Here is a 14,942-nt window from a genome sequence, read left to right as displayed (position 1 = left end):
CGGTTCGTCAGCGATTTCAGAATCCAGGATCGCCATACGCGATTTCATCCGAACGATGCCGGCCGCAAGTATCGCTGCGATTTCCGATCGCCGAGCCGTTGCGGACAGTGAAGAAGGGGGAAAAGACGAGAGCAACTCGCACCTCCATGCTCAACGCCGCTATAATTGGCGGCTCGAAGACAGATTTTCGCAGCAACAACAGCCGCGTCTATCTGTAGGAATACCCGGTGCGGGTTCGAAATGACGGATTAGGGTGCGAAAGAGAAGGGGAGATGTTATCGAATCAATGAACTACTCAAAGTCAGTGTCTGAATTCATTTTTGCTCTCCACGTTTGGGCCATGCTTGCGTCAAGCTCGTTAAGTTTGATGGTCCATCGATGCATTGTGGCTTAGCTACATGAGTACCGTTTCGTTGGCCGAAATGCTGTCTCAAGACTGCCCTGATCCAAGCGGAGCTAGGTCGAGTAACCGATTTGCATTTCAGAGTTCTTATGGTACTTGCCATATGCTTAAGTTGCACGAAGCTGGCGTGAACTACTGCGTCCTATTCGACGTGCACGATGATATTGTTAGTCTTGATCATCCCACTGATCCAACCAAAGCCAGTTTCTTTCAAGTGAAAACCAAAGCTTCGGGTAATTGGACAACACATTCAATCACCACAGGTGAAAAGTCTGCTTCCGGAACGACGCTTCCCTCCTATTTGGGCAAGCTGTATAAGCATCGCCTGAAGTTCGATGTTGCTGTAGATCGATTGACGTTCGTATCGAACGCAAGATTCAATGTCGCGCTTGCGGATGCTACAGACAGCATAGAGAAAGAGTCGATCGCGGTCTCTGAACTAGCCGATGTCGAGGTTAGTAAGATAAAAAACGCGCTGACATTGGAACACCAACTAACAACTGAACCTGAGGGACTAGAGCTGATTTTTCTGGAAACGACCGCCTTGAGCCTCAACGATCACGATAATCATTGCCTGGGAGTTGTGACCGCATTCCTCGAAAAACAGGGAGATGGCTCAATCCAGCCGTTGCCTTTTCACAGGACGTTGAAGTCGGACATACAACGCAGAACCAATCGGGAGACTAGAGACGTAGCGTTTTCTGATTTGGTGAAAAATCGCGGTCTTACTCGGGAGCAAGTACAGAACATGATCGACTGTGTAATGTCAATAAAGAAACAAAATGACTTGGTCGGTCTGATTTCCAGCCAGTTTACAAAAGAGTCATTTCCACCAAACCAATCTCGGGTGCTGATTGAGAATGTACGGAAATATCTAGCTGAGAGGCTGGACCCGACAAATCGAATAATCGCTGAAGCACAGAAGCTGATAGAACTTGAGCTAAGCCGTGTGTCCGAAGCACAATTGGCCTCGCCTACAATTATGTCCGGCATGCTCGCGCATTTTTCGAAGATCTCATACAAAGAGTGGCAAGCAGTTTGCCTACATTATTCGACGGCTTTTTTAAACGCGATGGTTGTGGTGCAGATATATGAGCAAGAACTTCCGGCGTCTGGTTCGCAATCTCAGGAAAAAAACTCATGACAAGATTGCGATTTCACGAGATCCTACTCCTCTCAGCAAAAGAAAAGACAGCGCGAAGGGAGAAGTTCAAAAGTCTGGTAACGGTGATAAAGGGGGAAAATGATTGTGGAAAATCCTGCCTCATTAAGTCTCTGTACACGGCTTTTGGTGCTACACCAAAGCGCATTCACCCCAATTGGAACAAGCTTGATGTCTCGCTGCTCGTCTACTTCGAAATTGGTGGAGTCTTTTATCGAATCCTGAAATCGGGACGACAGTACACAGTCTTCAATAATGAAAATGACATTGTTGGAAGTTTCGGAAGTATCACGAAAGGGCTCGGGCCCTTCTTCGCCGAGTTGTTTAACTTTCGCTTGGAATTAACCAACAGTACTACGATGGAGCCATGGCAAGCGACGCCGGCATTTCTGTTCTTGCCATTTTATGCAGATCAGGATGCAAGCTGGGTAGACAACTGGGATTCTTTTGAATCCCTAAAGCAGTACAAGTCATACCGACCAGCGATTGCACAGTTTCACACCGGGATCAAGCCAAATGAGTATTACGTCGCGAAGAATCGAAAGGCGCTTGCGGAAAATGAATTGGTGCAAGTAAGGCAGGAAAGAACTGTAATCCATCGCGTTCTTGAGCGAATTGAGCAAATCGCCGGTACGCAATTCGACATGAGCATTCAAAATTACGAGCGAGAAATCGAATTACTTCTACAGCAATGCAACAAGCTTCAGGAAGCTGAGCTTGTTCTTAGGGATGAGTTGATAGCTCTTGAAAATCGTCGCTACTCCATTGAGCGGCAGATTGGCATCACGGAGCTAGCTGCAAACGAGTTGAGGAAGGACTTCGATTTTGCTAGTGAAAAGCTGGACGATGAGATCGAGTGCCCAACTTGTGGAGCGGAGTACCACAACTCATTTGCTGAAAGATTTGGGATTGCTCAAGATGAAGACCAAATGCGTGCATTATTGGTTCAACTCCATGACGAACTGGATGCTTGTATCGCGGATATGGCGAAAAGGAAGGCAAGCATAGAAGATGCCTCCGTGCAAGTCGCCAAGATCAATGCGATTCTCGAAATGAAACAAGGGGAAGTGAAATTGCAAGACATTCTGAGAAGCGAAGGCAAAAAGGAAGTCCGAACCGTGTTGCGTTCGGAACTCAACGTGCTGAATCAGAGGATTGGCGAGATTGACGACGAGGTAGAGAGTGCGGACGAAGAGATGAAAAGTGCTTCCTCAAAGAAGCGGGCTAAGGAGATAAAAGAGTACTATATGGGCAGGATGACTGCCTTCTTGCAACAGCTTCAAGTCAAGGAGCTTTCAGAGGCCAGTTATAAAGAGGTACACTCCAAGATCAAGGAGAACGGAAGCGATTTGCCCCGAGCGCTGTTGGCTTTCTACTTTGCCATCATCAAGACTATTGAAAAGTACTCGACAACTACCCGCTGTCCACTCGTAATCGATTCACCGAAGCAGCAGGATCAAGATCCCGAAAACTGGAAGCGAATGCTTGAATTCATGCGCGATCAAAGGCCACCAGAGTCGCAGATGATTGTAGGACTAGTCGACGACATGGGCATCAGCCTTGGTGGGGAGGTTATTGAGCTCAAGGACGAAAGACAGCTACTGCAAAGCAGTCAATACAATGATGTCGCAGAAGAGATGCGGATGTACATTGATAAAGCTCTCGCATACTAAACTAGGCTCAGTCTTCGCGAATCCGCTTTGTGCTTGATATTCACTCCAAATTCTTAACGATGTCTTTGATCGGGATACAACGCATCGGTTTCGCTCGATGACCTCCGCGATCATCTACGATCAAGTGCGTGAACTCTTTTTGCTCAAGCAGGATTTTTAGTTTCCCAACAAAGGTTGGCTCGTTCGCAGCAGCGTGCTTGACGACAGTCGGAGGAAGGGCGTGTTCCATCAAATATTGGTCCGCTGCCGCTTCGTCGGTGAATACGTGTATTCCAAACCTTCCGGTTCCATCTAGAAGTGGACGCGAAACAAAACTCACCGGTGGGCTTGGGTCGAGAAGAAAGTAGACTGGGTAGCAAAATACGAAGGTGTCTTCATCGTTATTCATGTGGGCCTCAATTTTCTGGGGGCTGCCTCTTCTAGGTCCACTATTCTATCGGCCAGCACTTCGCAGAGAGCCCCGAATTCAACGCAGAGTTCGAAACTGGTCTCACCCGACCTTCGAACGAGAACTCTGTGTTAACTCTGGAGGTCGCCGAAAAGAGAGAGTCAGAGAGTTCGGGACCGATTTTTCGCACCGGCGGGCGAAACCTTGAAGGTTGCGTTCGAGAGACGAAAATCTCTCTGCGAACAGAGATCGCGGCGGTTTGGGCCGGCGAAACGCGAAAAGCGTTGGAAACCCGCGAAAAACTGGGTAGAAACGAAAAACGCCCGGCCATCGATCTCTCGACGCCGGGCGTTAAGTCTTTTGGTCGCCAAAGTTCGGACTTTGACGAAAGCTCCTCCGGTAGGACTCGAACCTACGACCCAGCGGTTAACAGCCGCTTGCTCTACCGACTGAGCTACAGAGGAAGGTAAATTTGTGACTGGAGACTCTAGGCGAACTTGTTGGCGCCTGATAAATCCCCGCAGCCGCAGTCCTAAAAATACACGTTGGGGCTACAGGCTGCAAGTCCGGCATCGGTTTTTTTAGTAGGTAGTTCGCCTCAGGAACGGTTACGGTGGCGCGTGCCGTTGTTATAAGCAGCGCGTGCCGTTGCTATACTTCGTAATTCCGAAGGCATACTATCGATGCAGGTGAGCAGGTCCATATCGACGGCCTTGGCGCACTGACAAACAACAAACGGCCTACGCTGTTGGGCGCGGCCGTTTTGAGTTTTCGTCCGAAACGCTGGAGCGATCACAGATCGACGTTCGGACCCGATGTGCGTCGGGACTGGTTCCCGCTTAGGTGCCTACTAGTTGCAGCCACAGCTTGGAGCTACTTCGCAACAGCAAGTTGGCTCGCAGCAAGCGCGTGCAGCCTTGCGAGCTGCCAAACGGCCTTTCAGGCCACACTTAGGCTTGCAGCAAGGATCGCAGGCATCGCAGCAGGTTGGAGCTGGCTCGCAGCACTTTGGTGCTGGTGCACAGCAAACAGGCGCTGGCTCGCAGCACTTTGGTGCTGGCTCACAGCACGTTGGAGCTGGGGCACAGCATGTTGGCTCGCAGCAAGCGCGTGCAGCCTTGCGAGCTGCCAAACGGCCCTTCAGGCCACACTTTGGCTGACAACAAGGATCACAGCTTACTTCGCAGCAAGCAGGTGCAGCTTCGCAGCCACAACCGGCGGCGCGATGGCCGAAAGCAAATGCACTGGAGCTGAGCGTCGAAAGACAAACCGCTGCCAATGCTACCGACAGAAAGGACTTGAACATTTGGATTTCTCCCACAAATTGAAACACGGATTGGAGCGAATACGTCGCTCTCCAAGCGATTTCGACACATGGTCGAGCTTTCGCTAGACGAAGACGTACCTGAATGTCACCAGACATTCTTTCGCATCATATTCTCGGCATTCACTGGCATTATGTCTTACCAAAATACCGCAAATCACTTTACCGGCAATCTTTCTCATGTCAATCCGTGGCGACGGTGACAGTGGTATGGGTTATAACTGTGTCCCGAATTTGCCGGTTTTTCCTGGGAGAAAGTGCGGTGGTTTGCATGTGTTACAAAATGTCGCAGGTGCTGGAAGCCACATTCCGGCTGCTCGTCTGGGTGGTTCTGATAGCTTCCCCAGCTCCACAGGCCTTGGCAGCGGATGCCGACGGCTGCGCTCAACTACAGGCTGAGGCAACCTCTCTGACAACAAACACGGTCCGCACCGTAAGGACACGTGTGGAACTGGGCAGCGACCGCGGCCAAGCGTTCGGTTCACTCTGGGAGGCACGTACGGCCGAAGGCATTCCGATTGCCGGAGCCGGTTTTCTGAGCGCCTACAATACCCAGGATCGCAGCGACCGCCGAACATTGCATGTTTATCTGCGTATGGCGGACGAAACGGCTCCGGCGTCCGCTGTCAGCCCAGCAATCGAATTGCTGCCGCGCCCTTCAAGCGATGCCGGCACCTATCTGTACGGCTTTGATGGAAAACTGTTCTCGTATGGTCGCAATGCCCTGGACCAGGGTTTGCGAGTTTGGCAGCCCGATCTGCGTGCTTGGTTGATCGATGCTCAAACCCCGCCACTTGCGATTCAGGTCGATGGTCGCACAATGTCGGCGAGTCCCACACAGATCAATTTCGACGGCCGGTGTGTCTTAGATGTCGCGCCCAATGACAGTCGGATTGGCGAGTGGTACTACGCCGATGGGACGCTACTGGTTCGCCAATTTTCTGTCAATTCATCCAATGAATTCAACCGCTTAATTGCGTATCCGTGGTCGCCCGATCAAAACCAGTCAGTCGATCTGGCATCGGGCGTTGCGCTGTCGCTTTCGAAACCCGGCGAGTTTATTTACGCATTTGGCCAGCGGCCACTGGGCAGCGAGCGGTGGATCGTGGCGGCATCAAATCAAGGCGGGGTTCACCTGCTGGGCAGCGGACGTGATTGGACGACTTTGCGAGCTCCCGATGGAAAGAGCTTTCAGATTTATTCAACCATCAATCTGGAAGACCGTTTGCTATTGGGGCAGTATCCGACCGGAGAGCTATTTCAGATCGCCCACCAGCAACTAGAGCGACTGGCGGACTGGCCCCCAGCAATGCCCTCGGTCAGCCGCAACGCTCGTGAAGCCCAAACGATGGCCATTTACGGAGGCGACTTGTATGTGGGTGTGTGGCCCTGGGGGGAATTGTGGCGGCGCGATATGGCCGCCCAGCAGTGGCGTTTCGAGGGGCGATTGTTTTCACACCCTGAACCGACCGACACAACGACGCACCCTTACGAAAACGAAACCAAGTTGCTCGATCCGGTATTGAATCGTTGGGGACAGCGCATCACCAGCCTTGTGCCTCTGGGTGACAGCTTGTACATCAGCACCTCTGCCAAGGGCCCCAATCCGTATGAAGATAAATTCGCATTCTTGTCCGGCGGAAAATACTTGGAGTACGGCGCGGTGCATCGCTTGCGTCGCCCCGGATGCTTGGCGGTGCCAATTCGCTGGAGCAAAGAGACTACCGAATTGGAGTTCCAGTTCTCCAGAAATCGAATTGAAGTGATTCAAGATAACGTCAGCCTGGGCAGCGCGACTTGGGACGCCGACTGCCCGACCGACCTCACGAATTGGGCGATCACGCTGGGACAGGGGGTCTTTGGAGCGTTTGCTGGTAAGAAGGTTGAACTTGTAACGACGGACAGCGACCGTGACAGACGGCAGTCGCAACCGTCGGCTGACCCGACACGCAATCATGAACACAGGCCATTACGAGCGGCCTATGTGCACCTGCATCGCCTGCTGCCGCCAGATTCAGATAGCGCGCAACAACAGGCCGTTCTGGAAGCTCAAGTAGATGCGATGCAGCGATTCGGCTTGAACACGATCATGCCATTTGTCTCCAACTCGTCTGGCGAAGCGCACTATCAGAGCCAGTATATGCCGCATCACTTTTCAGCCAGCGACCCATTGGCGATACTCGCGCGGTTAACTCGCGAGCGCGGGATGGCCTTTTATCCCGTACTGCCCGTGGTGGTTAGTGGTGGCACGCAGCCCGCTGGCATCTTGCATCAAAATCCGCATTGGGCGCTTCGCGACTTGGCTGGAAAGACTCTGGGATACCTCAGTCCCGCTCACCCGCAGGCCAGGCAGTGGCTGGCCGATATCGTGCGGGATGTAGTGCTGAATTATCAACCTGACGGAATTGTGCTGGACTATTTGCGTTACGCAAATCAGCCTCACCAGCTGGACGCGGCCAGCCAACAGCGATTCATGCATTCTTTGCCCGCCGGTGTTACTGATGAGCAGCAGCGGCAGCTGTTTCAGGAATTCAAGGAAGCGGAGCTGACGGAGTTGGCGAGGCTGCTTAGCCAAACCGCTCGCGATCATCATCCGTCGATACGCTTGGCGGCCTATGTCTGGGGTGCACACGTGGCGCGGAAACACACGATTGCTCAAGTTTGGCCGCGCTGGGTGGAGCTGGGCCTACTGGATATGATCAACGTTTCGGGCTACTGTCACCGAGAAACGTATGGAGATGCATTCATGAGTCAGTTTCGCCAGCGATTGCAGCAGGCTGTAGAACTCAACCAGCAACTTGTCAAACCTGCAGAATTAACGTTCGCCTTGGGAGTTAAGACCAGCCACGGCAGCATTCATTCGGCCGATGATGCACGCAACTATTTGGATGCCGCCGAGCAGCTGGGGGTGCCGGGCGTCGCCTATTTCACTTGGGAGTATTTGCAACCTTATGTCGATCAACTGCAAGGTCGGTAGCGCTGGCTTTTAAGAACGTGATTGAGATTATTGATTCAGAACTTGATTGAGCAGTTGGGCGACTTGATCGTCATCCATATTCTCCAGATTGTCAAGTAATTCGGCCGCAATCTGACCGGTGATTTGTGCCGAACTGATCGGAGCTAGATTGCGAGGTGTGTCAGGCGCTGGAGCGGTTGGAGAGGCCGCGTGGGCTGGCAATAGACTAGATAACTTGGCCACCTGTTCTGTCGATTGCATTGGCGATCTCGGCGAAACTGTTGACGGCGCACTACTGTTTGAGCCGACAATCATCGCTGCGATTTGATCGATCAGCTCGCCCAGACTGTGGCCGCGCATCAGCGCCGATATGGGCAGCGTAATTTCCAGTTGACTTTCGATCCAATTTCGCAGTTCCACCGCCATCAGGGAATCCAGTCCCAACTCCAACAACGCGCGATCATCGCGTATTTGCTGAGCTGCAATGCCCAACAGGCTACCGATCTTGCTGCGCAGCATATCGCTGATCAGAGCCCGGCGCTCGGCGGGGCTGCTCGATCGCAATCCGTCGGCTGTGGCGGTCGCACCGCTGGGCTGGCCCGCTCCTTCGGCCTGCTGCAGTAAGGACGCAAAGCGCGGTGAAACTCGATTGGTAATCCCCAAGCCGCGCCACACCGACCAATCCATCTTTAATACGCTCAATTGAACCGCCAGCGTTTGCAGTGCATATTCGAGGCAATCTGTAGCTTGGCGCACCGTGAAGCTCAGTACGCCCTGACGCTCTAGTCGGGATCCAAGCTGTTGCCGCTGCGCCAAGTAACCGACTTCACCCAGATGCCCCCAGTTAATTACCAGGCCCGGACTGCCTTGACTACGACGATAATGTGCCAAGCTATCCAACAGGGCGTTGGCCGCCGAGTAATTGGCTTGGCCAGCATGCCCGAAGACACTGGACAGTGAACTAAACAGCACGAACATGTCTAACTGGCGATCCAAGGTTTGTTGGTGCAGGTTCCAGCCCCCCAACACTTTGGGCCATAGAACGCGTTCTAGCGTATCGCGATCCAGGTCGGCTAGCAGCTTGTCCTCCAAGACCATCGCCGTGTGCAATATTCCCGCCAAGGGTGGCAGCTGCCGATCAATACTAGCTAAAACGCGGTGGACTTCGTCTGGGCGTGTAATGTCCGCAGGCAGTATCGTGACCGCTACGCCTTGTTGGGTAAGCTGCGCGATTTCCTTGGTTACCTCCGGACGAGGCTGAGGGCTGCGACCACTAAGGACCAGATGACCAGCACCGCGCTGGGCCATCCACTTAGCGATCTCCAGTCCGAAACCACCCAATCCTCCAGCAATCCAGTAGGTTCGATCGGCCTTGAACTGGACTGGATCATAACTACCAGCCGCTAAGAACTCCGGCCGCTGCTGATAGTTCACAACCACCTTGCCGATATGCTTACCCTGCTGCATGAACTTGAACGCAGCAGCGGTTTCGTTGGTCGAATAGACTTCGGTGGGCAGCGCATGCAATTCACCGGACTCAAATCGTGCACTCAGATCGCGCAGCATCTGCCCCATTCGCGCTGGCTGTTGCTTGAACAACTGATCCAAGTCTATCGCAAACAGCGCAAGATTGTTACGAAATGGATACAGCCCGAGCGCGGCATCGTTATAGATGTCGCGTTTACCGATCTCTAGAAAGCGACCTCCCGTTTTCAGCACACCCAGTCCGGTTGCAATCGCAGGGCCCGGCAGTGAGTTCAGTACCGCGTCAACCCCCTCACCACCGGTTGCCTCGAGTGTCTGTGCACCAAACGACAATGTCCGCGAGTCCATCACGCAACTGGCGCCCTGTTGCTGTACAAACTTGCGTTTCTCGGGCGAACCGGCAGTCGCCAGAATACGCACACCGGCGGCGGCAGCAAATTGCATTGCAGCCAAACCTACGCCACCACTGGCGGCGTGAATTAAGATCGAATCGCCGCGGCTGAGTCTGGCACAGTCATGCAGAGCGTACTGGGCAGTCAAAAATGCCACCGGGATCGCGGCTGCCTGCTCGAAGCTCAGGTTGCAGGGTTTACGGGCTACAAGCTGTTCATCGACAATCACGTGGCTGCTAAAAGCGCCTGGGGCAACAGCCATTACTTCATCTCCGACGTTCCACCGGCTGCCGGGCGCGACCCGCACAATTTTCCCAGAGCACTCGGCTCCCAGATCCACCACGGCGTCGTTCAAGCCTGGATACAGGTCCAGGGCCTTCATCACATCGCTAAAATTCAATCCGGCAGCAACCACTTCGATTTCGACATGGCCTGGCTGCAATGGGCCACGCGCTTTCGTTTCGTAACGCAGCTCTTCCACGCCCGAGGATTTTCCAAGTCGCAGTTGGAAGGGCAGTTGACTCAAGGCCTCATTTCCCAGGGCTTGATCGCGCTGCTGCACAAATCGCTGTACCCAACGGTGACCATCCCGCCATTTGACTTCATCCTCGTCGTCGGTAGCTAGTAGCTCGGCGAAAAGCTGATCGAAATCACCAGCGCGCAGCGTGGCCGGCATATCGACTAACTTACTGCGCAGCCGGCCATACTCGTTGACAATGACGCGCCCCATGCCGATCAGCGGCGCTTGCGCAACGTTACAGTGTTCAGGAGCGTCATCGGCCGACTGGGCACCACGGGTAACGATGGTGAAGTTGGCACTGCCTAGGGCTTCAATGGATTCCCACGCTTGCACAAAATGCAAAGGTGCCAAGGTGGTCAATAAGGTACTCGACCGAAGCGATGTACAGTTCAGCACATCATTTGCGGGCACATCCATCCCCCACAGATAGACCGCGTGAGTCAGTGGTGCGGATGCAAACCGCTCCAGGAGTGACACGAAATCCTGGCGACTTTCGGGATTGAACTGATGAAACTGTCTGGCTGGCGTCTGAGGAACGTGCGAGCTGGCTTGATAGACTTCCACCACCTGCCTGCCGCTGGCGCGAAGTCGTTCACAAATCTCCTGGCCCACATGGCCTTCGTCCATAAACACGAGCCATCGCTGCTCTGACGCTGCAACCTGCGATTCCCTAAGGTTCGGCAACGCAGATCGCTGCCAATGGAATTTGTAGATCAAGTCCTCCGTCTGCTGGATGGTAGATGGGCTGAGTACACGATGACTCTCAAAACCCCGTATGGTCACTAGCGGCTGACCGTCAATCGTGGTGATATCCAAATCACACCACATTTTCTTAGCGGTCTTGCGCAAGACGCGCGCATGCACTAGCAACCGCTGGCCACAGAATCCCGTTGCCTGACCCTCGTCACTGGTAGTTGCAGTGTCCAGCAATTTACTACCGCTGGGTAAACTGCGTGAGTACACCCAGATTTCCCGCAACTCCGCAGGCAAATAAAGCCCATCCAGTGCATGGTCAAAACTGCTGTCGGCTGCGATCATCACGTGGAAGCAGCTATCCAGCAGCGCGGGATGTAGCACGTACGCACTTGGGTCAATGGACTTGGTCAGCACAACTTCGGCCAAGGCCTCTCCAGGGCGTTGAACTCCGCTGACAACACCTTGGAATTGAGGCCCGTATTGTAGGCCGAGCTGCGCACAGTAGTCGTAGAGCTGCTGGGCTGTGAATTGCCGCAGACAACGGCTTCTAGTCTGTTCAAGCCTCTGCGATTGAGCTTTTTGATCTGTGGTCGGCAAAGGCTGCGCGCTAATCTCGACTGTCGCCAGTGAACTCCACTGTGCCGCTTCACCGGACGCCGAAAGCTTGCAACTGCGAAAGCCCAAGTTTAGCTGCCGACGATCGGCGTTCCAGCGAGTTTCAATCCACTGCGGTTGATCATCGGCTAACAGGCAGGGGTTGTGTAGTCGCAGGCGTTCAAGTCGCACTTCAGCACACGGCTGGTCTGCGCCAAGTGAAAGTTGGTATGCAGCGGCTACGGCGGTCTCCAGCATGGCCGCAGCCGGGTAGATCACACTGCCCCGCACGCGATGATCGGCCAGATAATTTTGCAGCTTCAGATCCACTCGCTGCTGCCATACCGGCTGCTGGTGATCGGCCGGCTCGCCGAGCAGCGGATGAACTGCGGCGGTGTTGCGCGTCCATTGCGACTCAAGCGACTCGTTCCACAAGCGCTGGGTTTGAAACGGGTAGGTGGGCAGTGGCAACTTGCGCGTGGGCTGGTTGTAGAAACCTTCCCAGTGAATGTCATAGCCCAGCGAATACAGACTTCCCAGTGATTTCGAGATGCACCACAGATCGCCTTGCTGGCGATTGAGCGAAGCAACGCTGTGCACATGACATCCCACAGCTTGGAAACATTCATTGATCGAGTAAGCCAACACAGGATGAGGCCCAAGCTCGACCGCTACACCATAGCCCATCTCTGCCAGTCGATACATGGCGTCGGCAAAGCGGACGCTGTGACGCACATTTTGCCACCAGTAGTCCGCTCCCAATTGGCTGCCGTCGATTGGCTGTCCGGTCACGGTGGACACCAACGTGGTATGGACTGTCCGAGGTCGCAAGTGAGCCAGGCTGCGCAGAAGCTCGTCACGCACCGGATCCATCTGCGGACTATGAAACGCGTATTCCACCGCCAATCGGCGACAGAAGATGGCCGCAGACTCCAGACGCGTGGCAAGCTGTGCTATGGCCGGCGCAGCCCCGGAGATCGTGACGCTGGTTGGACCGTTGATTGCCGCCAACGATACCTGAGCTTCCAGTCCTTCGATCCACTGCGGAACTTGATCGGGGGAGAGACCAGCCGCCACCATGGCACCCTGTGAGCTGGCCAGGTCCATCGTGCGTCCACGATGAAAGGCGACACAGCAGGCATCCTCCCAGCTCAATGCGCCCGACAAGTAGGCCGCAGCGATTTCCCCCACACTATGACCGACCACTGCAGTGGGTTTGATGCCCCAGCTCTCCCACAATGCCGCTAATGCAACTTGAATGGCAAAAATACTCGGCTGAGCGATCGACGTCTGCTGCATGCGCGACGTGCTTTCGGATCGTTCTAGTTCCTCCAAAAGCGACCACGTTCCGTAGCGCGAGAATTCCGCATCGCAGCGTTTGAGCATTGACCGAAAGACCGGCGAGTGCTTGATGAGTCCACGTCCCATCGCCCACCATTGCGGTCCCTGACCGCTGCAAACGAATGCCGCACCACGAGATAATTGAGCAGCGGATGTTTCCTGTGCGGTCTCCGATGGAGTGGAATTGGCCAACGTTTGTAGCTGGTCAATCATGCTCTCATGATCCGCCGCGCAGACAGCCCAGCGGCAGTCGAAATGCGTGCGGCGGTGCGCCATTAATCCAGCCACCTCGGCCAGGTGATAGCCCGCACCGGCTGCGGACAACCATGCAGACAACTGACTAGCGGACTGTTGCAGAGCGGACGGTGACCGAGCCGAAAGTGGTAGCAGGACCGGAGGAGCGGTCTCGGTCGCTTCAGTTGTAACACCAGCACTTGTTGTGCTCGCTGCCGATGGACCGGACGCAACGACTTTAGTTCTGAGGGCAGTTGCCGGAACGGTTCGTGACGGCGTAATCGAATGGACTTGTGCTGCCGACTCCGGCGCTTGCTCGATAATCACATGCGCGTTAGCACCGCCGTATCCAAAGCCGTTGATGCCGGCCAACCGGGAGCGATCTGAAGTCCAAATTTCAGTCTGCGTTGGCACTCGCAGCCCCAGAGCCGCCAAGTCAATTTCTGGATTGGCCTGCCGAAAGTGAAGATTGCGAGGAATCCGCCGATGATGTAGCGACAGAGCAACTTTGATCAGGCTGGCGATGCCTGCACCGGCCTCCAAGTGCCCGATGTTGGTCTTGACCGATCCCACCCAGCAGCGATTCTGGGGGTCGCGGCCCTGCCCGACGACACTGCCGATCGCCTTGGTTTCGATGGGATCGCCAACCGGAGTGCCCGTTCCGTGCGCCTCGACATATTGCAGTTCGCTGGGGGACACACCAGCTTGTTGGCAGGCAGCCAGGATGAGTGCCTCTTGGGCAGCTTGACTGGGCACAGTCATTCCGGGTGTTCGTCCATCTTGATTGAGTGCCGTAGCGCGGATGACTGCGTAGATCGGATCCTTGTCACTCAGCGCAGCCCGCAGCGGCTTCAGCAGAACCGCTCCGGCGCCTTCGCTGCGCACATAGCCGTTAGCGCGAGCATCAAACGTCTTGCAGCGACCGTCGGGCGACATCACGCCCAACTGGCTGAAGGCCACGTAGAAATCGGGCAGAATCAGAGCATTCACGCCGCCGGCCAGAGCCATGCTGGCCTGACCGCGCCAGATGCTTTCGCAGGCCATGTGTACCGCCACCAGCGATGACGAACAGGCTGTATCGACCGCGACGCTGGGACCGCGCAGATCAAAACAGTAGGATATGCGGTTGGCCGCGATGCTGGAGGATCCTCCAGTGTTACTATAGGCATCAATGACTCCCCGATCTTGAAAGCTCAGACCGGCCACGGCGTAATCGAAACTCGAAATACCAATGAAGACAGCTACCGGCTGTCCCGCCAGCCGGTCGGCACGCTGGCCAGCATCTTCAATGGCTCGAAAGGCCGATTCCAACAACATCCGTTGCTGCGGATCCATGCTGGCCGCTTCGCGCGGTGAGATGCCAAACAACTGAGGATCGAAATGGTCGATGTTGCGAACATAGCCGCCCCACTTGCTTTGCGTCTTGCCGGGCAATGACTTGTGGGGCACGTAGAATTTTTGCAGACTCCAGCGATCGGGCGGAGTCTCGGAAATTGCATCCATGCCCGACTCAAGCATCCGCCAATAGGTCTGCCAATCGTCGGCGCCGCCCGGCAACCGACACCCCATCCCGATAATTGCAATCGGCTCTGCAATACTACTAGGTACCTGACCGCCCAGGGCAGGAGGATTCGTCTTTGATGTCATGGTGTCAGCCTAAACTGGTTTCTGCCTGCGCTTATTCTTAATAGTTTGATGAGGTACTATGGCGAATTCCCTAATGCTAGCCACCGTCACCAAGCGATGGATGCGATAAGTCTCCACTGTCCCGTGA

7 protein-coding genes and 1 tRNA gene are annotated in these 14,942 nt (G+C 54.6%); 5 read left to right on the top strand and 3 right to left on the bottom strand.

Features of this window, described 5'->3' with window-relative positions; translation table 11 throughout:
• The 3 genes from KF752_14635 to KF752_14625 form a co-directional block, all read left to right on the top strand.
• The coding region (locus tag KF752_14635; protein ID MBX3422787.1) for a hypothetical protein at positions 1-218 on the top strand (218 nt) is incomplete at its 5' end.
• Between the two features lie 180 nt (positions 219-398).
• Positions 399-1,547, top strand: a complete 1,149-nt coding sequence (locus KF752_14630) for a DUF4297 domain-containing protein (GenBank protein ID MBX3422786.1) — start codon at positions 399-401, stop codon at positions 1,545-1,547.
• Positions 1,544-3,238 carry a hypothetical protein gene (locus KF752_14625; protein MBX3422785.1) on the top strand — a complete coding sequence of 565 codons (1,695 nt, stop codon included), beginning with the start codon at positions 1,544-1,546 and terminating at the stop codon, positions 3,236-3,238. The genes KF752_14630 and KF752_14625 overlap by 4 nt, the downstream gene beginning before the upstream one ends.
• A 40-nt stretch (positions 3,239-3,278) precedes the next feature.
• Here the strand turns inward: KF752_14625 and KF752_14620 are convergent, their stop codons facing one another.
• On the bottom strand, positions 3,279-3,626 hold the full coding sequence (locus tag KF752_14620; GenBank protein MBX3422784.1) for a hypothetical protein: 348 nt from the start codon (positions 3,624-3,626) through the stop codon (positions 3,279-3,281).
• Positions 3,627-4,017: 391 nt separating this feature from the next.
• Positions 4,018-4,090 (bottom strand) — tRNA-Asn (locus KF752_14615).
• 553 nt (positions 4,091-4,643) lie between these two features.
• On the opposite strand from KF752_14615, the gene KF752_14610 reads away from it, so the two are divergent.
• Positions 4,644-4,880: a hypothetical protein gene (locus KF752_14610; protein ID MBX3422783.1), complete on the top strand. Its 237-nt coding sequence runs from the start codon at positions 4,644-4,646 to the stop codon at positions 4,878-4,880.
• A 332-nt stretch (positions 4,881-5,212) separates the two neighbouring features.
• Positions 5,213-7,927 (top strand): family 10 glycosylhydrolase, encoded by a 2,715-nt coding sequence (locus tag KF752_14605; GenBank protein MBX3422782.1) that lies wholly within the window; start codon positions 5,213-5,215, stop codon positions 7,925-7,927.
• Positions 7,928-7,954: 27 nt separating this feature from the next.
• Here KF752_14605 and KF752_14600 read toward each other — a convergent pair whose 3' ends face one another.
• Entirely contained in the window at positions 7,955-14,815 is a 6,861-nt protein-coding gene (locus KF752_14600; protein ID MBX3422781.1) for an SDR family NAD(P)-dependent oxidoreductase, read from the bottom strand.
• Between the last annotated feature and the right edge of the window lie 127 nt (positions 14,816-14,942).

Source organism: Pirellulaceae bacterium (genome assembly GCA_019636385.1).
Taxonomy (GTDB): Bacteria; Planctomycetota; Planctomycetia; order Pirellulales; family Pirellulaceae; genus Aureliella.
Note: the sequence above shows the minus strand (reverse complement) of the source record. Positions and strands in the feature narration are given on the sequence as shown.